The organism is Pleomorphochaeta sp., assembly GCF_050031695.1.
GTDB lineage: Bacteria > Spirochaetota > Spirochaetia > Sphaerochaetales > Sphaerochaetaceae > Pleomorphochaeta.
Genome location: NZ_JBNAIC010000014.1, coordinates 47,124 through 73,010, shown reverse-complemented (window position 1 = coordinate 73,010; position 25,887 = coordinate 47,124). Strand labels below are relative to the sequence as shown.

Here is a 25,887-nt window from a genome sequence, read left to right as displayed (position 1 = left end):
CAGCGTTTCCTTGGATATTAGATACAGCTAGATCATGTGATACCTTAGATGAATTCTTACAAAGTATAAATGAAATTACTGATGAAGAAAATCTTGATGAAAATTTAGCTTTTGATTTAGATAACTTCAATGATACCTGGTTAAGTAATAAAGATTCTAAACGTGCATTTGCAGCTAAAATATATGAGTTTTCTAGAGTTGTTACTCCTCAACAAGCTGATAGAGTATTTATTAATAGTACTTCAGATAAATATGATTTAATTAATTTAGCAATTGAATTAAATACTCCATATATGGATGTAGAAAATAATAAAGTTGTAATAAAACAACCAGTATTTAAAGGTGTTTCTCCTATTGTCTTGTCTATTAATGAAGATTCAACAAAGAAACAAGTTAGCCAGGCTTTAAATCAAATCAAGAAGAATACAAAGGCTTACAGACAAGCTTTAATTGTTAAGCAACAAGCTGAACAAAGAATAAAAATGCTTCATGGAGATAATGATATTTCTGATATTTCAGATAGATTAGCTTATAGTGAAATGTTCTTAAATGATGTTGATATAGAAGAAGAGTTATCCACTTATTCAGGATTTAAAAATATTAAAGTTGATGAAAATATTAAACAAAAGAATTTAACTAATATTGAATTAACTGAAGAGTATATAGAAAAACAAATCCAAGAGTTAGATATTAAAGATAAAGAATTATCAGCAGCTAAAAAAGAAGTTAACTCATTAGAAAAAGAAGTAGAAAAGTTAAAAGCATCTAAAGTTGATAATAAAGAAACTAAAAAAGAATTAACTTCTGTTAATAATGCTTTAAAAAGAGCTTTAAAAACTATTGAGGTATTAAATGAAAAAGAAGTAAATCGTAAAGCAAGAATAGTAAGAAATGATTTAATTAAAAATATTAAAACTAGATCTAAATTTAACAGTGATATTCATGACGCAAAATATAAAGAAAGTATTGATTGGGTTCATCATATCTTTGATAGAGAAAATAGAGAAGATACATCTTTAAATATTCCATTTTCAGATGATTTCAATAGACCTGGTAATGAACCTTTATATATTCCTAGAATGTTAATGGAATATATTCCTAAAGATTTTATTTTAACCAGGGACAATCGTGTTAGTCGTTGGAATGTTGAAGATTTAGAAAAACTTGAATTAGTATTAAGAAATTTATTGGATGATTCTAAGGCTAGCTTATTCAATAAAAAAGAAATTGAAAGACAAAGAAGAGAGGCTATAAATAATGCTTATTTCACACAAATGTATGGTAGGCAAGCTGAAAGATTTGATGAAAACTTAGGTTATGCTTCAGCTATCAATAGAGATATTAGAGTTAATGTTGAAAATGCTCCAGAAAATATTTTCTTTCATGGGAAAGAAGGTAAGATGAAAAGAGCATATAATGTATTTACTGGTGCGTTTGGTCACATTCAAAGAATTTCTAGGGAATTAGACGGAAATAAAGAGGGTGTTTTATATAATCATTTTACAAGGGATTTACAAGGTAATTTTTCTTCCTATTACTTGCATAAACAGCAAAGAATAGAAGTTTTAGATAAATATATGCAAGATCATGATATTAACATAAATTATATGGCCGAGAAGATTTATAAATATAATCCTTCAAAAAATATTGAAATAGATTTAACCAGAGAACAATGCTTAGGTGTATATATTTATTCTTTAAATAAATTTGGTTTGCCTAAATTAATGAGTGCTGGTGGTAATAAATTATCTAATAATGATATTTTAAACATTCAAGCTAAATTATCTAACAAAGATATTATGTTTGCACATAAATTAATAGAATTAATAGGTAGAGGTGATGCTTCAGAAAGGTTAGAAAATACTCTTTATCATGTTTATAATAAGATTATTAAAAAAGAAAAAAATTATTTCCCATTAGCTGCTGATTCAATAGAACCTAAAGAAGATAAATCATCAAAAACTAAAGTAATTGGTGCAAAAAGAACATTACAAAGTTGGGTTGATAATGGAATGATGAAAGATAGAGTTGATGCAATTTACTCCTTGGATCTAAATGTTATTAGTACATTTAAATCTCAGGTAGATGCTCAGGAAAGAGTTATAGCTTTTTCACGTTGGGTAAAAGATTCAAACTATTTATTAGCTGATAATGCTTCAGTAGGTCAAATTCTATCTAATCTTTATGGGGAAAGCCGACAAAAGAATTTGCAAGATTTTGTTAATAGAGTTGCTAAAATATCTGAACAAATTTCAAAAATAGAGAAGATGGCCAATCTAGCTTTATCTAATTTTTCAGCTAGTAGGATTACATATTCAGTATCAGCAACTATGCACCAATTAGCTTCATTAGGGGCAAGTGTAAGAGGTGATATAGATACAGATATTTTAGTTGCATGTTTAATAGATCCACATGTTATGAATCGAAAATCTGAAATGGAAACTTTAGCTCCAGAAATGAAAAATCGTGTATTTAATTTAGAAGTTAGTAGATTTAGAAATCTAGAGCATACAAATAAAACTACTAGAGGTGTTTCTAAAGCTGTAGATGCGGGTATGAAAGGTTCTGAATTAATAGATGCCTTTGTTACTACAAAGTTATGGTGGGGTGTTTATAAAACTCAAATAAGAAAAGGTCAAACTGAACAAGAAGCTATATTTAGAGCTAGTCAATTTATTGCTGAAACACAATCTTCCTCAAATGAAATGGATTTATCAGATGTCCAAGCGGGTAAAAGTCATTTTTTAAGAACGTTGGCTAGATTTAAGAATGATAACTTTCAAAGATGGAATCAATTATTTTTTGATTTACCTTATTTTATGAAGACAAAACAATATAGTAAAGTTATGGGAACCTTATTCTCTAATGTTCTATCAGCAGGTATATTTGTGGCAACAACAGGAGCTTTAATGAAAGCTGCTGGGGATGATGAAGATAAGTATAAAAGTTTAGTTAAAAGTTTTATTGATTCAGTTATTAGACAATTGATAGGTGATACGATTCCTTTAGTTGGTGATGATGTAGTTGAGGCCTTTGACACATATAGGTTTGGAAGTTCTATGGCTTGGCAACCAGCATTAAATGCTGTAGGAACAGTATGGCAAGAATTTAAGGATGAAGATGATGATACTGAAGCATTAAAAAAGAAAGGTTTTAATATGTTTTCTGAAACTTTAGGACTATTATATGGATTACCAACAACTCAATCTCAGAGAGCCTATAGGGCAATAAAAGAAAAAGATCTATTGAGATTACTTGGCGGTTATTGGTCTCAGTAAGATAAAATATCCCTGGTTAATTCCAGGGATAAAAAAATGCTATAGAATGAAAAAGTTTTTTTTAATAATTTTATTTGGCGAATATAATTCATCAACTTTTTCAGCTACAGGTTTCATATTGTCTGCAACTAAGTGAGTATATCTTGCTTGTATCCTTAATAAGTCTTGGTGTTTCCATGATAAATATTCAGCTATTAGTAAAGGAGATATTCCAGTATTTAATAGATTAGTATTAAATGAGTGCCTTAGAATATGACAAGTCATTTCTTTAATAATATCTTCATCTTCAGGGAATTTAGCACACCCATATATTCTTATTTGTGCTAAAGTTGAATCTATCCAGTTACTATTTTTTTTAAAATATCTGGTATCTGGTGTTTCAGGTTCTTCTAAACAGCTAATAGCATATAAGGTTGTTTTTGAAAGAGGTATAATTCTAGTGAATCCCATTTTTGGTTCTGTAAATTTTCCTCTTTGCCATTGTCTATCAATTGTTAGAGTGTTATTTTTTATTCGAGAAGGAGTCATCCCTAGTATTTCTCCTCTTCTCATACCTGTTGTAGCTAAAATTGTATAGAAAGCCCATCTTTCAATAGATTGAAATACATGTTTATCTTTTATGATGGTAGCTAAAATATTAGCAGGAATTGCAAATTTTGGTTTTTCTTTATAGTTAATTTTTGGTTGATTTGCTCCAGGATTATATTCTAATCTTCCTTCTTGATATGCTTGGGTAAAAGTTAATTTTAAAAAATCAAATAGAAGTTGTGATGTTCTAGTATAACCTTTTTTAGTAATTATTAATTCTTTTATGTTTTGGAAATCTATTCGAATGAATTGATCTAATGGTTTACTTAGAATAGCAGGTTTTTCATTTAGGACTTCAAGTAATAATTTAGCATATCGAGAATTTAGTTTTGTATAACTATCTGTATATCTTGATCCATTTAATAAAGCTGATTTTCTGCGTGGGTTAGTTTCTGGTTTAATAAAAAGGCTAATCCAATCTTTTAGTATAAGAGCCTCATTTGAAAAATTATTTGAGTTTCCAATAAAAGAGTTTGCTACTTTTATTGCGTCTTTCTTGTTTTTGCATTTAGTTGATTTTTGATGTCTTACTCCGTTTGAATCTGAGTACTGAAAATAATAGTTTTTTGATTTGCCTCTAAGATAAACTCTTGTGATTTCTTGACTGCCTGATTTCATGTTTTTTTCTCCTTTTTGCTGCGAATTGCAACCAAAAAGAAAGAATAGACAAAATAGATAGGTTGATAAGTCCTATTAGATAAGAAATTAGCTTTATCGTAACTCTACGTGAGGTAGAGCTACGAACGCTTAATGTCAAAGGGTGGATGACGGGACTTGAACCCGCAACAACCAGAACCACAATCTAGCGCTCTACCATTGAACTACATCCACCATATAGCCTTGTAATAGTTAACTACTACGTGGCTCAACGAGGCATACAATGCCATATTTTTATGGTTTTTGTCAATAAGAAAATGGAAAAATATTTAAAAATTGTTAATATAATTAATTTGTTTAAATTTTTCTTTAGTATTATAGTTTTTTTATGCCTAGAATTGATGATTTTAAGAAAATTTATACATTATTTATGATATTAAGTAAAAAAAAATATATTGTTATTTACTTGAGTTTTATTTTTTTGTATTCTTTGAATCAAATTCCGAACTTTTAATTTCATAACAATCTTTTTTGGAATTTAGCCTCCATTTTTATGGGGGTTTTTTATAAAATAATTATATTTTATTTTTTTTCATAATGTTGACTATTATTAATATAAGTTGCATTATGAACAGTGTTCAAAATAAACTAAATAAGAGAAACATATGAGTGATAAAAGAATATATTTATTAAGAGATGAAAAAGTATTTACATCTTTGATTACAATGGCAGCACCTGCAATTTTAGGGTTATTAGTTCAAGGTGTTTATAATATGGTTGATACAATGTTTGTATCATGGTTAGGTCCGACTGCAACAGGAGCTACTCAAGTAGTATTTGTAATTACTACATCCTTAAGTGCTATAGGGTTAATGTTTGGAATAGGGGTTTCAACGTATATTTCTCGATTATTAGGTCAAAATGAACAAGAACAAGCTGAGAGAGCTTTTTCTATTGTATTTTTTGGTGCAATTGTAGTTGGTCTTTGTGTTACTTTATTATTTTTTATATTTATAGATCCCTTATTAAGGCTTGTCGGTGCTACAAACTCTTTATTAGAAATGTCTAGAGATTATTCTCATTATTTAATTTTTGGTTTTCCTTTTATGATATTAAATATGTTAATGAATAACTCATTAAGGGGAGAAGGTAGTGCTAAATATTCAATGATAGGAATGGGATCTGGTGCTATTTTGAATATTATTTTAGATCCTGTTTTTATATTTGTTTTAAATTTAGGTATAAAAGGCGCAGCTATAGCAACTAGTATTTCTCAAATTGCCACAACTATCATCTTATTATCTTATTATTTGAATGGTAAATCTTTATTGAGATTTAAATTTAGATTCAAGTTAATAGATAAAAAGATTTGGAAAGAAGTCTTAAACGTTGGTATTCCAAGCTTTCTAACTCAACTATTAATGAGTATTTCTGTTAGTTTTATAAATAATCAAGCTGGTAATTTTGGTGGAGATAATGCAATTGCTGCTATTGGAATAGTAACTAAATTAATTTATATTTCTATATTTGTTTTTTTTGGACTTGGTATGGGGCTACAACCTTTAGCAGGCTACAGCTATGGAGCTAAAAATCAAAAGAGATTATTAAAATCTTTATATTATGCTATGCTCTTATCTATATTATTAGGTATCTTTTTTAATTTAGTAATATATTTCTTTGGCTCTAATATAATTTCAATATTTAAGCCAACAGAAGAAGTATTCAATTATGCTATATTTTATTTAAACATTTATATGATTTCTATTACAACGATGAGTATCCAATTTAATGTAATCTATTTCTTACAAGCAATAGGTAAGGGGTTTATTTCTTTATTATTTAGTGTTTCTAGGCAAGGAATTTTATTAATTCCTATGTTATTAATATTGCCAAAATATTATGGGATTAATGGCGTGTTTTATGCTCAAGCATTATCTGATATAATAATATTTATCTTTACTTTAATTGTATTATTTCTAATTGTTAAAAAGTTTAAGAAGAAGATGTAAAATATAATGGCAAATAAGAAATTAAATAAACAGCAAATTATTGAGGTTGCTAAAGATATATCTATAAAAAAAACTACAACTCTTGCTAGTATGAGAGAAATAGCTAAAGTTCTTAATGTTTCCGTTGGAACTCTTTATAACTATTATGATAATCAAGAAAGTCTTTGGTGTGATGTTTTTAATGAAATGTGGGAAGGTACTGAAGAATCAATAAATAATATTCTTAAACAAAATCTTGATCACAATGAAAAAATAAAAAAAATGATAATTGTTATTACTTCTGATATTAAAAAAAGAAACGGTTATGGCTATAAACTATTTAATTTATTAGGGAAAAATAAACAATTTAGTGAAATTAAATTATTTAACGTAAGAAGTTTTCTTGATGCCTCTTTTAGAAAAGTATTATCAGGTTCTATAAATCAAAAACAAGCAAAAATTAATATTTTAATTACTCTTTTATTAAATGGTACAATCGAAGAGAATGATATCTTATTAAACGAGTATATTGATATCTTAAAGTAAATGTATTTATAGTAAAAATTAATCTTTATAAATAGTTGATTTTTTCTATATAATTAGTCAAAAGCTAATTTTATTATAAATAATAAGTTCAAACTAGTTTTGCCAAATATTTCGTAAATGAAATATTCTCTATAATTCAAATATTATGACAAGTTTGTAATATAAATATAAATATATATATTGATTATTTCTTATTCGGTGTTATATGATAATATTAATAACAAAGCATTAATAATAGGGGAATTTTATAAATAATTGATGTTATGCTTTTTTGCGTAATTTAGTTTTATAAAAATATTATTCTTTTTCTATTTGAATTTATTATATATGTTTATTTAACGGAGAAATTATGCCTAAAAAGAGTAAAAATATTGTATCATTGTTAAATCTTACTATTATTTCAGTTTATCTCTTAACAGTGTTATTTTTTATCTTTACAGATGATTCTATAGGTATGAATTTAAATAGAAATGATATAATTTCATTTAATAATGGATGGACTATTTCTTATAATGGTATAGTTGATGAGACTTCTATTTTACCACAAGATTTTAATCTTGAACCTGGTCAAGTATATTCTATTGAAAGAATTATAAATGAAGAAGATTTTATTTATCCAATACTTAGAATTAGATCATCAATGATGAATGTAAAAGCATATATAGATGATGAATTAATTCATTCATTAGATATGAATTCTAGTAAATTAGGCTTAATTGAGCCATATCCAGCTTCGTGGCAATTAATTAACATTCCTATTTCTTCTTCAAGTGGTAAAATATTAAAAATAACATTTTCATCTCCAACGCCGCATTTTTCAGGACTAATTAATTCTATAATGTTAGGAGAGGGTGGAGCTATTATTCTAAATTTGATACAAGAGAATTTTCTTAATTTAGTTATTTCTACTTTAATTATTTTTTTGAGCCTTTTTTCTTTATCTTCACTTTTTTGGATTAAAAATATAGGAATAAATAAGCATATTCTTTACCTCTCATCTTTTGGTATTGCAGCTGGTCTTTGGATAATTTCAGAATCAACACTGCTCCAACTTTTTATCTCAAATCGCTTTTTAATTTCTAGCACAAGTTATATTTTGAATTTAGTTTTACCCTTAATAATAATATTATTTTTTAGAGATGTTATTTTAGAAGGATTTTATAAACTTCTTTCTTTTATTGCTCAAATAACTATTTTCTTATTAGTTTTGGAATTTATTTTACAATTAAGTGGTAAAGTTTCTTTTATTTCTTCAACGATTTATTCAATAGTACTTATTTTAATTACAGCTATTATAATACTGTATTGTTTAATCTATGAAGGGTTTAAAAAGGAAAATATTAAAGCAAGAAATTATTTGTTAATATTTTTAGCATTATTTGTATTTGCTGCAATTATAATGGGATTATTTATATTTGGGGTTTATAGCAAATTAGAGAAATTTTTATCATTAGGAGTATTTGGTTTCTTCTTGTTAGTTTTGAGTGATGCTATTGAATCAATTAATGAATTATTAGAAACAAGAAATAAATCTTTGATGTATAAACGACTCGCTTTTGAAGATTATCTTACTAAAGGTTGGAATAGAGCATCCTTTGAAAGTGATGTTGATAATTTAATAAATCAGGGAATAAGTTTCAGATTGGTTTTACTAGATTTAAATCATTTAAAACGAATAAATGATACTTTAGGTCATGCCGAAGGTGATTATGCTATTATTGAATCTTATAATTCATTGAATATTAGTATAGGTGAAAATGGGAAAAGTTATAGAATAAGTGGTGATGAATTTGCATGTATTATTTATGATGTTAGCCATGATTTTTACCAAAAATATACTAATCAAATAAATGAATATTTAAAAGATAAATCTAAAAATAAATCTTATGATATTATTCTAGCATATGGTTCAAAAATCTATAATAATAAAGAACTGTTTACTTCTTTCTATAAAACAGTTGATAAAAAAATGTATGAACATAAACAACTTTTGAAGAATGCTCGGTAGTTACAATAATAATCACAATTTTAACTTTCATTTATGACATTGTTAATCTTTTAATATTAATATAGTCCACCTTAAAAAAAGGATTCTTAGTGGCTAAATGGTACACTTATAATATAGTGAATAAACTAATAATTAATTTTTATAGTTGCGAATATGAAAATTACCGGTATATTATAATTATAGAGGTATTTAAATGGTTCATCATATTTACAAAAATAGATTTATTTTACTTATCCTTATATTTGGTTTATTTATTTTAGGAAATATAAATGCAGATGATACCAATAAAAAAGTTAAATTTACTGAGGAAGAGTTAGATTATATAGAACAATCTCCAATTTTGACGGTTGGGCTGAAACCTGATCGTTTTGTTATGAGTTATTTTAAGGAAGATGAAGGTTTTGGTGGTTTAAATTATAATATTATGGAATCTATTTCAAAAATTAGTGGTTTGGATTTTGACTATGTATCTTTATTACCTAAAAAGACGCGTGCTCAATCATTAATTGATAAAGATTGTGATCTTGCAATAGCTTTTTTTGATTATGATAAACAACAAGAATCTAGTGGTCTTTTATTTAGTAAATCGTTTATGGAAAATTCTTTTGAATTAATTATAAAAAAAACGGAAGATTTTTCTACTGATTCTAGATTTTCAATTGCGGTACCAGCTTCAGCAAATTCATTATTAAATTTTATTAATGAACAATTTCCTTTAGCTGAAGTTGTATTTACTTCTGCAGATGAAAGAGCAGAAAATGTACTTAAGGGAGATGTTGATGCAACTATTATAGGAAGATATGAGGCAAATTATATTCTTCAAATGCCACGATATAGATCTCTTACTTCTTATCCAACTAACATTGTATTAGGTGATAATTCAATAGGATTAAGTTCAACAAAAGATCCTATCTTGGTGGATATAATAGATAAAAGTATTGACTATATGATGGAAAACGAATTTTCAAAAATCTTTGCTGAAAGCATTGTGATGAAAAGGTATGAATATACATTTTATGATATGTTGATAAGTCAAAATGATAAAATTCTTATGATTGTTTTAGCTATAAGTATAATTTTATTGTTAATTTTCAGATTTAGAAATAAACACATTCAAAGATTAAAAAAATCAGCAGAAGTTGCTAATCAAGCTAAAACGGAGTTTATATCTAGAATGTCTCATGATATGAGAACACCACTTGGAACAATCATAAATCTTACTGAATTTGGTATAAGTGAAACATCTGAATCAATAGCATTAGATTATTTTAAAAGTATAAAAAATAGTAGTGAATATCTATTATCTATAGTAAATGATGTATTAGATATTCAACGAATAGAAGAAAAAAATATTATTTTAGAAGAAAAACCTATATTATTTAATAATTTAATAACTTCAGTAAATCAAATTATCAAACCGTTAGCAGAGGAACAAGGGTTAGTTTATAAGTGTAATGTCTCAAACGAATTGATGAATGAAATAATACAAATTGATCAAGTTCAATCTAAGAAAATTTTAGTTAATCTACTTTCTAATTCAATTAAATTTACACCAAAAGGTGGTGCGGTATCGTTGTCTGTTGAAAAAGTTGATGAAGATGATTTAACAGTCAAATTATTGTATAAAATTGAAGATAATGGTATTGGAATGTCAGAGAACTTTCAACAAAAAATGTACGAGCCTTTTGAAATCGAAAGAGATGATTCACAAGCATTGCATATTGGAACTGGTTTAGGACTTTCTATTACTAAATATTTAATTGAAAAGATGGGTGGTTATATTTCTTGTATATCAGAAAAAAATGTTGGAACAACATTTTTTATTGAAATTAGGTATAATAAGGCTTCAGAAAGTATGTCTTTATCAGAATCTGATATAAATAAAGATTGTATTAAAAAATTACTAAAAGGGAAAAAAGTTTTAGTTTGCGAAGACCATGCTCTGAATCAAATGATTATAAAAAAACTATTATCTGATCAAGGACTATTTGTTGATATAGCTGACAATGGCTTAAAAGGTGTTAAAATGGTTAATGATACAGCTTATGATTTGATTTTAATGGATATAAGAATGCCTGTTATGGATGGTTATACTGCAACTAAAGAGATAAAAAAGATCAATCAAAATGTCCCTATAATTGGACTCAGTGCTGATGCTTCCTTAAGTGATTTTAAAAAAGCTTCGCTTTCACCATTAGATGCTTATATTAGCAAACCGATAGACAAAGAAGTTTTCTATTTAACTATATGTGAAGTATTTCTTAAAAAAGAGAGTTCTTCCTAAATCTGTATTTTATAAAGGTTAAACATATTTTTTTATGAACTAAAAAAAAGTTGTTGAAATATCAAATATATGATTTTCAACAACTTATATCACTAAATATAATTAATTCAATTATAGGTTTAAAATGTAATTATTCATGAAAGAAATTATTTCATCAGTAGTACCCATTTGAAGTACTTTCTCACTTAATTCTTTTGCTTCAGAATAACTAACACTTCTAATTATTTTTTTAACTCTTAAAATGCTACTAGCACTCATACTAAATTCATCTAGTCCAAGTCCTAATAGAATTAAGGTTGCAATTTCGTTACCTGCAAGTTCACCACACATTCCAGTCCATTTACCTTCAGCATGAGATGCATCTATAACATTTTTAATTAAAGTTAATACAGCAGGATGTAAAGGTTGGTATAGGTCAGATATTTTCTCATTTCCTCTATCAACTGCAAGTGTATATTGAGTTAAATCATTAGTCCCTATACTAAAGAAGTCTACTTCTTTTGCTAAAATTGGTGCAATTACAGCTGAAGCAGGAGTTTCAACCATAATTCCAACTTCGATATCTTCGTCAAAAGGAATATTTTCTTCTCTAAGTGATTTTTTTACATCTTCTACTAAAGCTTTTAATTTTCTAATTTCTTTAACAGAAATAATCATAGGGAACATAATTTTTAAATTACCATAAGCGCTAGCCCTTAAAATAGCTCTCAATTGAGTTATTATTATATTAGGGGTGTCAAGACACATTCTAATAGCTCTCCATCCTAAGAAGGGGTTTAGTTCTTTTGGGAAATCAAGGTATTCAAGTGATTTATCACCACCAATATCGATGGTTCGAATAATAATACCACGATCGCCCATAGCCTCAGCTACGTTTTTATAAGCTTGCATTTGAACTTCTTCACAAGGCATTTGAGGTTTATCCATAAATAAGAATTCAGTTCTATAAAGCCCGACGCCATCTGCCCCATGTTTTAAGGCTCCTTCAACATCTCTATCAGTTCCAATATTAGCACAAAGTTCAACTTTGTGACCGTCAGTTGTTTCAACTGTTAAATCTTTTAAAGATTCAAGTGCTTTTTTGTTGTCAAAGAAAGCTTCTATTTTAGTTTGGTATTCAGCTCTTGTTTTATCATCAATTTCAGTAATAATTTTACCAGTTGATGCGTCTAAAATAATTTCATCGCCATTGTTTAATTCATTTAATAAAGAGGAACAACCAACTAGAGCAGGTAGTTCAAGAGTTCTTGCCATGATTGCAACATGGGAAGTAGCACCACCAACTTCACAAGCAAACCCTAATACTTTATCTTTATCTATTTGTGCAGTATCAGAAGGTGTTAAATCTTCAGCAATAATAATTACAGGTTCTTCAATATCTGATAAACTCATTAATTCAACACCTGCTATACAGTAAGATAAGCGCTTTCCAATATCTCTGATATCTGCAGCTCTTTCTTGCATGTATGGATTATCCAATGCTTCTAAATCTTTTGCATTTTCTTCCATTACAAGAACAGAAGCTTTTTCAGCACACATTCTTTTTGAGAATATATATTCTTTTATGCCTTCTTCTATATCTTCGTCACCAATTAATTCAATATGACCTTCAAAAATTTCGGCATCATCTTCACCAAGAGTTTCTAATGCTTTTTGATATACAGCATTAAGTTGCTCGATAGCTAGATCTCTACCTTGAATGAATCTTTTAAATTCTGCTTCTTCACTACCGCAGGCAATAGGGTAATCAGAAATTTCAAGTTTTTGATGTCTAAAAACAAATACTTTGCCGATAACTATTCCAGGTGAAGCTGAAATTCCACTAAAAGTTTTCATATAATAATACCTTCTTTATTTTTAAAAAATATGTTTATTATTCTGTAAGATTCGCTAAGAAATTAGATAAAGCATCAATAGCTTCATTTTCTTGTTCACCATCACATTCAATAATAATATGATCACCTTTAGAAACACCAACTTTCATTAGTTTTAAAAGACTTTTTGCACTGAATTCTGTATCACCACGTTTTACATTTATAGTACAAGGAAATGTTTTTGCTAACTTTACGAATTGGTTTCCAGGTCTTGTATGTAATCCAGTTTCATTTATAATTTCTACTTCTCTTGATATCATGATTATTCTCCCATATTTATTTATAAGTTGTTATCAAGAATTGTTTTGTATTCTTGATATACTATTATATAGATGCTTAATATATATTTTTAGCATCTATTCCTCAGGAAAATTTATTTTTAAAGAATTAATTATCCTGAGGATATTATTTATTCCTCGTATTATTTTTAAATTATTTTTTAGCACAAGGGATAGAACTAAAAAATAACATAGATTTGTAGCATATTAGCTACAATAGATTTAACTACATGAGGGTAAGGTGTTGTTCAATTAGGATAAGGTTGCTCAATTTTAATAATATTGATTTTATTAAAAATAAATAAATTATTACTAAAATTGTTTGCTTAGTATTCCTTTGCTTACATCTTCTTATTTGTTAATTTATTTAAGTAAAATTATTACCTATCTTAACTAGCTTAATCTATTTCATCAAAAAGCTTTTTGATATCGTCAAGAGTTTTTGCAGCTCTTAATCTATCAATAGTATCTTCATTGTCAAGTAAAGTTACTACTTGTACGATAGCTTCTTCGTTTTGAGTTTTAGCATCTCTTGCTGCTAAAGTAATAAGGATGTCGATTGGGTCATTATCTGGATCACCAAAAACAACAGGCTCTTTTAAAGTAACAAGTGCAAAACTATTTTCTAAAACGCCACCTTCTGGTCTAGCATGAGGCATAGCTAAGCCTGGTGCTAATAAATAATAAGGTCCAAGTTCTTCGGTATTTTGAATTATTTCTTCATAATAACGAGGTTCAATTGTTCCTGCTTCAACTAGCATATCTGTTCCAGCTTTTACTGCAGCCTTCCAATCTTTTGCATCAACTTGTAACGCTATCGCTTTTCTAGAAAGCAAATGTTCTTTTAAATCCATAATTTAATTCCTTTCTTTTTATTTAATATCTTCTGGGAAATTGTTTTTTACAATTTCAAGAATTTTTGGTCCAAATTCTTTTTCGTCCATTAAATTCTTAAGTGCAAGAACATGTGTTCTTTCAGGAACTGTTCCTAAACCTGATGCTAATTGTGAAGAAAGAAGCACAATATCAACACCTTGGCTAATATAACCTTTTGCTTGACCTAGTGAACATGAATCAATTGTGCAATTAATATTATTTGCTTCAACAAATTTTTTAACTTTAAGTTTAATAACAAGTGAAGTTCCCATACCATTACCGCATGCTGCTAATATTTTTACCATAATTTACTCCTACTATAATATTTATAATATAATATGTTATTTAATTTATAGGGATTCTCATAAGAGAATCCCAAAATAATTCAAAAGATTAATTATCTCTCATTGTTGTGAAATAAGTTTCCTTATGTCTTCTGTATTGAAGTTGAGGAATAATCATCATTAATGGAATTAATAGAATTGGTACAATAATTCCAAGTTTGTCAGTTAATAATACTGAACCAGCCCATAATGTAGCCCAGTCAATCATACCCATCCAACCAACAATGTGTGGACTGTCTTTTAATACAGTTAATACTAATGCTGATCCAAATACTTGAATTAATCCAGAAAGGAAAGGAATAATTGCAGCAGCTCTTCTTCCACCGGCTTTGTTAGCAAATACTGCTAAAGTACCATTATCGAAGAATAAACAAATGAATCCTGCAATAATTAATACTGGTGATTTTAAAGCAACTAATAATAGGATTGCTATCATTTGGCCAAAGAAACCGAAAATAAATCCGAATGTTGGTGCATTAGGTGAGAAACCAAAAGTAACAGCACAGTCAACAGCTGGAACAGAACCTTTAAGAAGTTTATCACTAATACCTTGGAATGATGCTGTTAATTCAGCTACGAACATTCTAACACCAGTTTGAAGTACTGTAATATATACTGCGAAAAGTGCTGTTTGTTCAAAGATATATGTTCCAAAGAAGTATTTATCTGTATTATAATCGAATGATTCTGGTCCTAAAATAACCATGATAACACCAATGAATAATGTCATTAATAATGTATTAGCAACAACGTTATCATTAAGAATAGATAAGAAACCAGGAGATTCAACATGGTTAACATCATGTTCTTTATTACCTAGTAATCCACCTAATTTATAAGCAAACCAAGCTCCGAACATTTGTTGGTGACCAATTGTAAAACCTGCACCATCTGTAACTTCTTGTGTAGCTTCAATAATAAGGTTAGAAGCAACTGACCAATAAGTACCCATAAGAAGACCAATAATAATTACTAAGAAAGGAGAAGCTGGATTACCACCTGAAGCTCCTAATACCCAATACATTGCCCATAATAGAACAGCTGATTGTTGGTACATGATGTGACCAGTAATAAATAAAGTTCTAATTTTAGTTTGTTTTCTGAATGCAACATATAGAATATTTAGTGCAAAAGCAATTAACATTACATATCCAACATATTGTAAAGAACCTAAAACATCTAAAGCTTCAGTAGCTGAAGTTTGGCCGAAATAAGGGTCAATAACAAGAGCTGTAATACCATATTTTGCATTAAGACTGTTAATGATTGGTCTGAAAGTTCCTACAAGTCCACCAGTTCCGACTTGAAGAATCTTAAAACCAACATACGCTTTAATGAAACCTGCAAGTGCTTCATAAACTTTTTTGCCAAGTAACATATACCCGATAAAAGTAATGGTACCTAATAATAACGCTGGTTGTCCTAGAAATTTATTAATAAATGCTAAGAAAATTGATAGAATAAAATCCATAATTCCACTCCCCATGTGTTTTTATCTGTCGGAATGAATAATATTCATTTTTATCCGACTTTTTATATTTAATTAATAGTAACCTAGGAATTTCAAAAACACAAGAAAATAATCAAAAAAATCAAAATAAATGTTTTTATTGTTTTTTTTATCGAAAATATATAACAAATGAATAGATATTTTTCTTTTTGATTGATTTTTAAATAAAAAACAATCATATATTGGTTATTTTATCTTTTTGTTCTTTTTATAAAAAAGTTACTATATGTTTAAAAAATTAATTTTCCTTAAGGTTGAAGGTAAATTCATCTATTTTTCTATGAAGTTGATTTACTGTATTAGCAATATAATCCATTTTATAAGAAATTAGATCGTCTTCATTTCCCATACCCCAAGTTACGCCTACACTATAAAGATTTCCAGCTATTGCAGTTTTTGCATCAATTACAGTATCGCCAACAAAAAGAATATTTTTTCTTTTAAATCCACTTCTCACTATTAGAGTATCAACAGATTCTTTTTCAGGTTTTGAATAAGGTGAACTTCCGCTACCTTGTATATATTTAAAATCAATATCTGAAAAATAGTAATTAGTTATATGCTCTAATAAACCTTGTGGTTTATTAGAAAAAACAGCTAAATTGTTGGTTTTTTGTATTTGTTGTAACATATCTATAATACCTTCATATGGTTTAGAATATGTGAAAGCATTTTCATAGTATGTCTTTTTAAAATGTTCAACTGCTTCAGTTATAAAATCTTCATTATCTTTATAATCTAATGGAATAGTTTTTTTTAATGTTTGTGCGGGTCCATAACCTAGTAATTCTCTATACGTTGATATTGGATAAGTTGAGAAACCATAAAAGTCTAAAGTTTTATTAAAATTATGTGCTATATCTTTTAAAGAATCCAACAAAGTTCCATCCATATCAAATACGATAGATGCTTTTTCCATAATATACTCCATTAATTATAATTCTTATTATTCTTTATAAAAACGATAAAGTAATTATAAAGAATAATAACTAAAGTCTATAAAAGAGATTTAAAAGGTAAATCTGGTTCAATAGCGAATGCATCATGGAAGCCTCTATCGAACATAAATTCTAAATCATCTTTATTTTCAGGCCAAGTGAATTTACCACCAACTTGCCAAATGTATGGTTTGAATTGATATTTTAATCTATCTTTCTTCATATTCCATAACATTTTAATTTCTTGAGGATCAGCCATGAAATTAGTCCAAACATCATGATGGATTGGAATAATAACTTGAGTATTTAATGATTCAGCCATTCTTAACATATCTGCTGCATTAATTTTATCAGTCATACCTCTTGGGTTTTCACCAAATGAACCAAGTGCAACATCAATATGATGATCATTTCCATGTTTTGCAAAATAGTTTGAATAGTGAGAATCACCACTATGATATAAATTACCACCAGGTGTTTTGAATAAATAGTTAACAGCAATGTCATCCATTTCTCTAACAGGATTATCTTTTAGAATCATTCCTTTAGGTGCAGTAACTAATTCTGTTCTATCAAATGAATCTAGTGCAACAATTTCAGTATCTTTAATTTTTACTGTATCTCCAGGTCTTACTACAATACAACGTTCTTTAGGAACACCCCAAGACATCCATAAGTCTACACAAGCTTGTGGTCCAATAAAAGGAACACTTTCATCACAATTTTGTAAAACTGCTGCTGCAACATATGGATCAATATGGTCACCATGATCATGAGTTGAAAGAACAGCATCAACTGTTTTAATTTCAAATGGATCAAGAACACAAGGAGCGTTACGTAAATTTGGTTGTAGAGCAACACAACCAATCATTCTTTGATGTTGGTGTTGTTTTTTCATTAATGGATCTTTTTTTGTTCTTTTACCACTTTTTGTCCAAAAGTCAACCATAATATTAGCATTACCTTCTGATTTTAACCAAATCCCAGTACATCCTAACCACCACATTGCAAAAGTTCCAGGTTTAACAACTTCGTTTTCGATTTCTTCATTTAACCAAGTACCCCATTCAGGGAAAACATCGTGTAACCATTTGTCTTTGTTGATTTCTTTTACGTTCATCTATAATCTCCTATTTTCTTTTTCGATTATTTTTTTTCTTATTACTGTATTTTTCACACGAAAAGTTCAAAAAGTCAAGATTTATTTTTTCTTTTTGTTCTTTTCTTTCTTTTTATTCGTTTTTTTTACAATTTCCTTTCTTTTTGCTAAAATGTATTATATACTTTAATAAAACGATCAAAAATTCTATAATTACATATGTATTGCTTTTTTTTATGGAGAGAACAAAATAAATGACCAAAAAACCTATATCGTCAAATAGACAATTAAAAATATTAGACATACTGTCTGAGAAGCAAAAAATTAAGGTTCAAGATTTAAGTGAGATATTAGATGTTTCGCCAGTAACTATTAGAAGAGATTTAGATTCCTTAGATTCACAAAAATTATTAATTAGAACTCATGGTGGAGCTTCTGTTTTACAAGAATGGGATACTATTCAACCAGAACGTCTTTTTCAAGAAAAAGTAGATTTAAATAAGGATAAAAAACTTAGAATAGCAAAAAAAGCTGTAGAAATGTTGAAGGATAATGATACAATTTTTGTAAATAGTGGAACTACCACTTTGAGTTTTATCTCTGAAATTAATAAAAAAGTTCATGTAATTACTAATAATGCAAGAGCAATAACAAAACAAATGAATCCTGAGATAGAATTAATTGTTCTTGGTGGAGAATATAGAGAAGCATCTCAATCATTAGTTGGGATATTTACTATTGAAAATTTGCAAAAGATAAATAGTAACTATACTTTTTTAGGAGTTAATGGTCTTTTTGCTGAAAAAGGATTAATGACATCTGTTTTACAAGAATGTAGTGTTAATAATGCAATGATAAATAATACTAATGATAAAGTGATAGTATTAGCAGACCATTCAAAAATTGGTAGAATGTCAAATTTTGTTACAGCTCCTTGTTCAGATATAGATATTTTAATTACTGATGATCTAACACCAGAAGAAGAACTTGTTAAATTTAGAAATATGGGTATAGAAATTATTATTGCGTAATTAAAGTCTTATTAATCTTTACTTATTTTTTTGTTATTTTATTGTGATATTATAGAGGTTCAGGTTTTGAAAAATAATAACCTTGGATAAAATCACATTGTAAATTTAGTAAACTTTCATATTGGTCTTTTGTCTCTACACCTTCTGCAACAACTTTTAAATTCAATTGTTTTGCTAATGTTATTATATTTTTTATTACAATTGCTGATCTTTCATTTATGTTAATCTTATCAATGAATGATTTATCTATTTTTATTTCATCTACTTTAAGACTTTCTAAATAACTAAAAGATGAGTACCCTGTACCAAAATCATCAATTGATACATTAATACCCAAAGCTTTAATTTCTGATAAAGTTTTATTTATTTCATTAATTCCCATAATGATAACTTCTTCAGTTATTTCAATTATTATATTTTCTCCATCAATTTCATATTCATTCAATTTTGTTTTTAAGTAATTAATGAAATCAATATGTATTAAATGAGATGGAGAAATATTAATTGAAACTTGTATTTTCTTATTGTACTTTTTGCATAGTTTGTTATATTCTTGAAAAACTTTATCTATGATTAATTCTCCAAATTGCGCAGATTTATCAAGTTCTTCTATTATTGGAACAAAAACACCAGGACTTACATTACCAATAATAGGCGAATACCATCTAGCTAATGCTTCTGCTCCTATTATTTCAGTGTCTTTTGCTGAAATTTTAGTTTGATAGCTAATAGTAAAAGCTTTTTTTTCAATTGCTTCTTCTACTAATTTATTAAGTTTAGCATTGTACCTAATCAAATCTTCTAAATCATCATTAAATTCTATTCTTTTGATGTTGTTATTTTTTTTGATGTAAGTCATTGCTATATTAGTTTTATTGTAACAATCTAGGGGGCTCATTTTTTCTTTTTCATATTTAGTATAACTAACATATAAGTCTAGTTTATGGTTTAATTTATGTATTCTATACTTTTTATCAATAATTTCTTCAATTTTATTTAAATAATTTATCATATTATTATCTGTTATATTTTCAATCCATAGAGCTAATTCACTTCCTGCAGTTTTTGCTAATAGGTTTAATTCTATTTCTTGATTTTGTAATGTTTTTGCTAACTCTAAAATTACAGAATCACCCATTTCTTTACCATAAATGGAATTAATGAAAGCCAAATTTTTAATATAAAAGATTATTATATATGCACAGTTAATATCTTTTGATCTGTTATTTATATGATTAATTAGATAATGTTGATTTGGTAATTTAGTTAAACTATCATAATAAGCTAACTTGTAAATTTTTTTATTGCTCTTCTCAATTATTTCAAGATAATTGTATAAAGTATCAATTATATTGAAAAATACAATTCTAAACAGTATAAAAAATAGAATGAACATTAAGACATGAGTAATCCAAGCGGTTATTCCAATATTTATATATAAATTATTAGAATATAAAGTTCCCCAAACTCCTAAAATAGCTAAAATCATTATTGATATAATATTTACAAAAAAACTTTCTTTTTTAGTAAATATTAAAATAGGTATTATATTTCCAATTGTTAATAAAATGATAAATCCAGTACTAAATCCACCATCAAAAAAAACTAATATTGCGAGTGTAATTATTACTACTATCATAGTATAAAATTTTTTATCCATTGTTAATTTTTTGTGGAATACACTTAATACTATAAATATAATAGCTATGATTAAATCAATATACATATAAATTATAGGAATGTCACTAAAGTAAATAGAAAAAGCAATTACAGAAGATATAATAGCAACAAGAGGCAAAATACTATCTATTTGCTGCTCTATTTTATTATATACATCTTTTAATACTTTTTTTTTCACAAGTTTTTCCTTTTTTTAATATCATAAATTTTGATTGTCTGTGTTAGAAGTCTATCAGTAATTATTGCAGTAAGCAATTAAAAAATTAAGCTTCTCAATATGTTGAGAAGAAATACCAATATTTTTTTTGTAGAAATTAATAAATGTAATTTTATTATTTAAGATAATAATTCCAAATTACACAAGAAAAGTGATTGAACCATTTTTGTTATAAAAGTAGATATATTTTTCTAGATTTATAATACAAGTTAAATAACAAAATTAAGATTCCTTTAATGTTGTATTTAGATATGATTTAGTTAATAGATTGATTCTATTGTTGTAGTTGTATGTAATATTAGATTGATAAATATATATATGTATTGTTTAATTTTTTTTAAATATTAAATGTATAATAAATTGTAATATTTACTTTTAAGGTAAGTATTTATAAAAAATATTATTTAATTGCAGATTGTTCTTTTTATTATTCTTCTTATCTAATAACCTTTTTATTAAAATAACTAATTCTCTATCATTTTTATTATTATTTTATATGGGACTAATTATAGAAGAGAAAAAATAATTTGACGCCATATGTATTGTGTTGTATTCTTGTATTACTTATTACAAAACAATAATTACAAAAATTGATTGTAATAATAAACAAAAGGAGTCTTATAATGATTAAGAAATTTTTAATGGTAATGCTATGTGTATTAGTTTCTACAAGTATGCTATTTGCAGGTGGACAAGAGGAAGAAAAAGCTTTAGATGCAACTGTAGATGAAAATTGGCCTGATATGACTTGGGAACAAGTTTTAGCTGAAGCTGATGGACAAACTGTAAATTTTTATATGTGGGGCGGAGGTACTTCATATAATAATTTTGTAGATAATGTTTTAGGTGAAGCTGCTGAAGAATATGGTGTAACAATCAATAGAGTTGGGGTTACTAATATTACTGAAGCTGTAAATACTGTAATTGGTGAAAAAGCAGCTGGAAAAGTTGATGGTGGTACCGTTGATATTTTCTGGATTAATGGTTCTAACTTTATGATGATGCAACAAGCTGGTGTAACATTCCCAGAATGGTCAGAAGCTATTCCAAATGCTAAACATGTTAACTGGGATAATCCATCGATCAAGTTTGATATGGGATATCCTGTAAATGGTCAAGAATCACCTTGGATGACAGCTCAATTCCAATTAATCTATAATTCTGATTTATATAGTAAAGATGAATTACCAAAGAATTATACTGAATTCATGGCTTTTGCAAAAGCAAATCCTGGTGTAGTTACTTACCCTGGAATTCCTGATTTCCACGGAACAAGATTTATTAAAGCTGCTATGTATGAATTAACAGGCGGTTTTGAACAATATAATAGAGATGATATTACTAAAGAAGAATTTGAAGAAATGACAGAACCTGTTTGGGAATATTTTGAAGAACTTGAACCATATCTATGGAAAGAAGGTAAAACTTATCCTTCATCAACCCAACAACTTGAATTATATAATAATGGGGAAAGTGTATTTTCTGTAACAATGAATGGTATGGGAATTTATAATGATATTCAAAACGGTAAATATCCTGAAGCATCAAAAGTATATTGTTTAGATACTTCTATTGCAGATACTAACTATGTTGCACTTACTTTCAATGGTGCTCATAAAGCTGGTGCTATGGTAATTGCAAATATCATTGCTGATCCATTTATTCAAGCTAAAAATATATCCTCAACTGGTGGAGCTCCTGCTATTGATTCAACAACACTTACAGATGAACAAACTGAAGCTTTTGCTAAAGAATTAGCAAAACTTGCACCTGGTACTTATGTAGAAGCTTCTGAAAAAGCTAGAACTACAGCACCTGAAATAAGTTCTTACTTAAATATTTATATAGAAGAAATTTGGAACGAAAGAATCGGATCTAATTAGTAATTATTTAATCAGGAGAAGTACTTCTTCTCCTGATTCTTCAATATCATGCATTCGTATGAAAAGAAATTCAGGAGTAAGTGAGGGTGAAAAATATTATCTACCCTCGATAAACCTATGAAAGAAAAAACAAAAAACTGGTTGATGTTATCACCCGTACTAATAATTATTGTTGGATTGTTTGGTGGTGGCTTCATCTATGGACTTGTACAGAGTCTTAATTATATACCAATAATTGGACAATATGAGGTGAATTTAGATGCATATAAAGCTATACTTCAAGATAAAGAATTTTTATCATCTTTAGGCTTTACCTTTTGGATTGCACTAGGTTCGACTTTTTTCTCTATTGTTGTTGCAATTATTTTATCAATGGGATTGAGGAAACGTTTTAAGAGAAAAGGTGCTGTGTTATTTGCATATCAATTTCCTCTTCCAATCCCTCATATTGTAAGTGGTATCGCTATTTTGTTCCTTTTTGGACAAAGTGGATTTATAGCACGTATTTTAGCCTTACTTGGAATTATTGAATCTTCTAGTCAGTTCCCTGAGATGATTTTTGATTCCCATGGTATCGGAATTATATTAGCTTTGATGTGGAAATTTGTACCATTTGTAGGTGTTGCACTAGTTGGAATATTACAAACAACAGGTACTGCATACGAAGAAGCTGCTATTAGTTTAGGTGCTAATTCATGGAATAGATTTCGCTATGTGCTTCTTCCTATGATGCTTCCATCTATATCTACTTCATCAATACTTATTTTCGCTTATGCCTTTGGTTCATATGAAATTCCTTTCTTATTAGGATCAACATATCCTAAAGCATTATCGATTGTTGCATATCAGAAATTTACAAATATAGATTTAGCTTACAGATCACAAGCTATGGCTATGTCTACAATTATAGCAGTAATAGTGTTATTTATTGTAATTGTTTATCGAAGATTGTCTTCTAAAGTACGTTATTAGGAGTGAATAAAAAAATGTCTAAATCAAAAAGAAAAAAAAGTGGCAAAAATGGACTGAGGAATTTTTCCATAGTTTATATTTTAGTAACTGTATTCATTCCATTCATACCTATTATAATATGGTCTTTTGCTTTCAGATGGAACTATCCTAATGTTGTTCCAGAATGGGGCTTAAGGGCTTGGAAATATGCATTAAGTCAAAAGTCAATTATTTCGTCTCTTTTATTAAGTATTAATGTGTCATTAACTGTTACTTTAATTTCATTATGTGTTGGAATGCCTGCAGCAAAAGTTCTTGGAACTAAAGATTTTAAAGGGAAAAAAGTTGTTGAAACAATTGTAACACTTCCTGCTATTGTTCCAGTACTTGTTGTAATTATGGGATTACAAGTAATATTTATTAAGATAAACTTAATTAATACTTTTTGGGGCGTAGTTATTGTTCAATTGATACCTACAATACCATATATGATTATGTATCTTCAAAGTACCTTTGAGGATTATCCAGTATCTTATGAAGATCAAGCTAAAGTATTAGGTGCTTCAACTATGGTTACTTTTTTCCAAATTACAATTCCTATAATTTATCCTGGAATTATAGTAGCTAGTCTATATGCCTTTTTAGTATCATGGTCACAATATTTATTAACAATAATGATTGGTGGACCAAATGTAAGAACACTTCCAACACAGCTATTTGCTTTCATTGGAAGCGGAGATAATGCAATTTCAGCGGTTGTATCTATTATTTTCGTTTTCCCAGCGATATTAATGCTGCTTATCACATCAAGATATCTTTCCGGTAACGGAGAAAAAAAATCAGGAGGAAATGAAGTATGAGCACAAAGCTCGAATTAAAAAACCTTGTAAAACACTATGAAGGAAATCCGCTACCAAGCGTTGAAGATATGAATATTACAATTGAACCTGGAGAAATGATAGCTTTTCTAGGGCCTAGTGGCTGTGGTAAAACTACTACTCTTAGAATGATTGCAGGCCTTATAGAACCTACTGAAGGTGATGTATTATTTAATGGGGAGTCAGTATTAGATATTCCACCTAGAAAACGTGAAGTATCTATGGTTTTCCAAAAAGCAATGCTTTTCCCTCATATGTCTATTTATGATAATGTTGCTTTTGGATTAAAAATGCGTAAAAGACCAAAAGATGAAATAGAAAAGAAAGTTAATCAAATGCTTGATTTTGTTCAACTTAATGGGTATGGAAAGAAAAAACCAACTCAATTAAGTGGAGGTCAAGAACAGAGAGTTTCTCTTGCAAGAGGACTTGTAATTGAACCTAAAATTTTCTTGCTTGATGAGCCTTTATCAGCACTAGATGCAAAATTAAGAATTGAGATGAGAGATATGATTCTCTCAATTCAAAGAGAGCTTGGTGTTACAAGTATATTTGTAACTCATGATCAAGAAGAGGCTGTAATGCTTTCTGATAGAATTGCATTAATGTTTGATGGAAAGTTACAACAATTTGATAAACCAGAAATGTTTTATCGTAAACCTAGAACTAAACGTATAGCAGAGTTCTTTGGTTGTAGTAATTTTGTTAAAGGAATTCAGAGAGGAAACACAGTTGAAACTGAATTTGGTACAGTTACACTGAAAGAACTACCTAAAGATAATAGAGATGTATATCTTGTTGTAAGAAATGAATGTTTTGAAGTTAGTGAAGAAAGTGATGCAATGCAAGCTAAAATTACTAGTAGAATATTTATGGGAACTAGCGTTAGATATGTATTCGATATTAACGGAGTTTCTTTACAGGCTACTATGGATAATGCAGCCTCTTACGATGTAGGTGATACTGTTGGATTAACCTTTATCGAGGATAAACTTTGGGCTGTAGCTCAAGATGATACTATTTAATATGGAGAAAATCT

The 25,887-nt window shown here is 27.9% G+C and carries 19 protein-coding genes and 1 tRNA gene; 10 read left to right on the top strand and 10 right to left on the bottom strand.

Annotated elements, in window-relative coordinates:
• The coding region (locus tag ACPKM0_RS02730) for a hypothetical protein (RefSeq protein ID WP_472473265.1) at nucleotides 1-3,278 on the top strand (3,278 nt) is incomplete at its 5' end.
• A 39-nt stretch (nucleotides 3,279-3,317) separates the two neighbouring features.
• On the opposite strand, the gene ACPKM0_RS02725 is transcribed toward ACPKM0_RS02730, so the two are convergent.
• Nucleotides 3,318-4,484, bottom strand: coding sequence for a tyrosine-type recombinase/integrase (locus ACPKM0_RS02725; protein WP_472473264.1), 1,167 nt, complete (start codon nucleotides 4,482-4,484; stop codon nucleotides 3,318-3,320).
• Nucleotides 4,485-4,625: 141 nt separating this feature from the next.
• A tRNA-His gene (locus ACPKM0_RS02720) sits at nucleotides 4,626-4,697 on the bottom strand.
• Nucleotides 4,698-5,128: 431 nt separating this feature from the next.
• Here ACPKM0_RS02720 and ACPKM0_RS02715 point away from each other — a divergent pair.
• The 4 genes from ACPKM0_RS02715 (at nucleotide 5,129) to ACPKM0_RS02700 (ending at nucleotide 11,289) form a co-directional block, all read left to right on the top strand.
• The gene (locus tag ACPKM0_RS02715; protein WP_472473263.1) at nucleotides 5,129-6,472 is read left to right on the top strand and encodes an MATE family efflux transporter; all 1,344 of its coding nucleotides are present in this window, start codon (nucleotides 5,129-5,131) and stop codon (nucleotides 6,470-6,472) included.
• Between the two features lie 6 nt (nucleotides 6,473-6,478).
• Nucleotides 6,479-6,997, top strand: coding sequence for a TetR/AcrR family transcriptional regulator (locus tag ACPKM0_RS02710; RefSeq protein WP_472473262.1), 519 nt, complete (start codon nucleotides 6,479-6,481; stop codon nucleotides 6,995-6,997).
• Nucleotides 6,998-7,346: 349 nt separating this feature from the next.
• A complete protein-coding gene (locus tag ACPKM0_RS02705) occupies nucleotides 7,347-9,005 on the top strand; it encodes a GGDEF domain-containing protein (RefSeq protein ID WP_472473261.1) in 1,659 nt (552 codons plus the stop codon).
• A gap of 193 nt (nucleotides 9,006-9,198) precedes the next feature.
• The gene (locus ACPKM0_RS02700) at nucleotides 9,199-11,289 is read left to right on the top strand and encodes a response regulator (protein WP_472473260.1); all 2,091 of its coding nucleotides are present in this window, start codon (nucleotides 9,199-9,201) and stop codon (nucleotides 11,287-11,289) included.
• 111 nt (nucleotides 11,290-11,400) lie between these two features.
• Here the strand turns inward: ACPKM0_RS02700 and ptsP are convergent, their stop codons facing one another.
• From ptsP to ulaG, 7 genes are all read right to left on the bottom strand, one after another.
• Nucleotides 11,401-13,125: a phosphoenolpyruvate--protein phosphotransferase gene (gene ptsP, locus ACPKM0_RS02695; RefSeq protein ID WP_472473259.1), complete on the bottom strand. Its 1,725-nt coding sequence runs from the start codon at nucleotides 13,123-13,125 to the stop codon at nucleotides 11,401-11,403.
• Between the two features lie 37 nt (nucleotides 13,126-13,162).
• Complete coding sequence (locus ACPKM0_RS02690) at nucleotides 13,163-13,423, bottom strand: HPr family phosphocarrier protein (protein ID WP_472473258.1); 261 nt, start codon at nucleotides 13,421-13,423, stop codon at nucleotides 13,163-13,165.
• 416 nt (nucleotides 13,424-13,839) lie between these two features.
• The gene (locus ACPKM0_RS02685; protein ID WP_472473257.1) at nucleotides 13,840-14,295 is read right to left on the bottom strand and encodes a PTS sugar transporter subunit IIA; all 456 of its coding nucleotides are present in this window, start codon (nucleotides 14,293-14,295) and stop codon (nucleotides 13,840-13,842) included.
• 18 nt (nucleotides 14,296-14,313) lie between these two features.
• Nucleotides 14,314-14,622, bottom strand: a complete 309-nt coding sequence (locus ACPKM0_RS02680; RefSeq protein WP_472473256.1) for a PTS sugar transporter subunit IIB — start codon at nucleotides 14,620-14,622, stop codon at nucleotides 14,314-14,316.
• A gap of 88 nt (nucleotides 14,623-14,710) precedes the next feature.
• The gene (locus tag ACPKM0_RS02675) at nucleotides 14,711-16,132 is read right to left on the bottom strand and encodes a PTS sugar transporter subunit IIC (RefSeq protein ID WP_472473255.1); all 1,422 of its coding nucleotides are present in this window, start codon (nucleotides 16,130-16,132) and stop codon (nucleotides 14,711-14,713) included.
• 277 nt (nucleotides 16,133-16,409) lie between these two features.
• Nucleotides 16,410-17,090, bottom strand: a complete 681-nt coding sequence (locus tag ACPKM0_RS02670) for an HAD family hydrolase (RefSeq protein WP_472473254.1) — start codon at nucleotides 17,088-17,090, stop codon at nucleotides 16,410-16,412.
• Between the two features lie 77 nt (nucleotides 17,091-17,167).
• Nucleotides 17,168-18,229 carry an L-ascorbate 6-phosphate lactonase gene (gene ulaG, locus ACPKM0_RS02665; protein WP_472473253.1) on the bottom strand — a complete coding sequence of 354 codons (1,062 nt, stop codon included), beginning with the start codon at nucleotides 18,227-18,229 and terminating at the stop codon, nucleotides 17,168-17,170.
• Between the two features lie 233 nt (nucleotides 18,230-18,462).
• Between ulaG and ACPKM0_RS02660 the strand changes: the two genes are divergently transcribed.
• Nucleotides 18,463-19,239, top strand: coding sequence for a DeoR/GlpR family DNA-binding transcription regulator (locus ACPKM0_RS02660; protein ID WP_472473252.1), 777 nt, complete (start codon nucleotides 18,463-18,465; stop codon nucleotides 19,237-19,239).
• 49 nt (nucleotides 19,240-19,288) lie between these two features.
• On the opposite strand, the gene ACPKM0_RS02655 is transcribed toward ACPKM0_RS02660, so the two are convergent.
• On the bottom strand, nucleotides 19,289-21,097 hold the full coding sequence (locus ACPKM0_RS02655; protein ID WP_472473251.1) for an EAL domain-containing protein: 1,809 nt from the start codon (nucleotides 21,095-21,097) through the stop codon (nucleotides 19,289-19,291).
• Between the two features lie 662 nt (nucleotides 21,098-21,759).
• Here ACPKM0_RS02655 and ACPKM0_RS02650 point away from each other — a divergent pair.
• The 4 genes from ACPKM0_RS02650 (at nucleotide 21,760) to ACPKM0_RS02635 (ending at nucleotide 25,873) form a co-directional block, all read left to right on the top strand.
• The gene (locus ACPKM0_RS02650; protein ID WP_472473250.1) at nucleotides 21,760-23,019 is read left to right on the top strand and encodes an ABC transporter substrate-binding protein; all 1,260 of its coding nucleotides are present in this window, start codon (nucleotides 21,760-21,762) and stop codon (nucleotides 23,017-23,019) included.
• A 117-nt stretch (nucleotides 23,020-23,136) separates the two neighbouring features.
• A complete protein-coding gene (locus ACPKM0_RS02645; RefSeq protein WP_472473249.1) occupies nucleotides 23,137-23,991 on the top strand; it encodes an ABC transporter permease in 855 nt (284 codons plus the stop codon).
• Between the two features lie 14 nt (nucleotides 23,992-24,005).
• A complete protein-coding gene (locus tag ACPKM0_RS02640) occupies nucleotides 24,006-24,830 on the top strand; it encodes an ABC transporter permease (RefSeq protein ID WP_472473248.1) in 825 nt (274 codons plus the stop codon).
• Nucleotides 24,827-25,873 (top strand): ABC transporter ATP-binding protein, encoded by a 1,047-nt coding sequence (locus ACPKM0_RS02635; RefSeq protein ID WP_472473247.1) that lies wholly within the window; start codon nucleotides 24,827-24,829, stop codon nucleotides 25,871-25,873. Before ACPKM0_RS02640 ends, ACPKM0_RS02635 begins: the two co-directional genes overlap by 4 nt.
• Nucleotides 25,874-25,887: the final 14 nt, after the last annotated feature.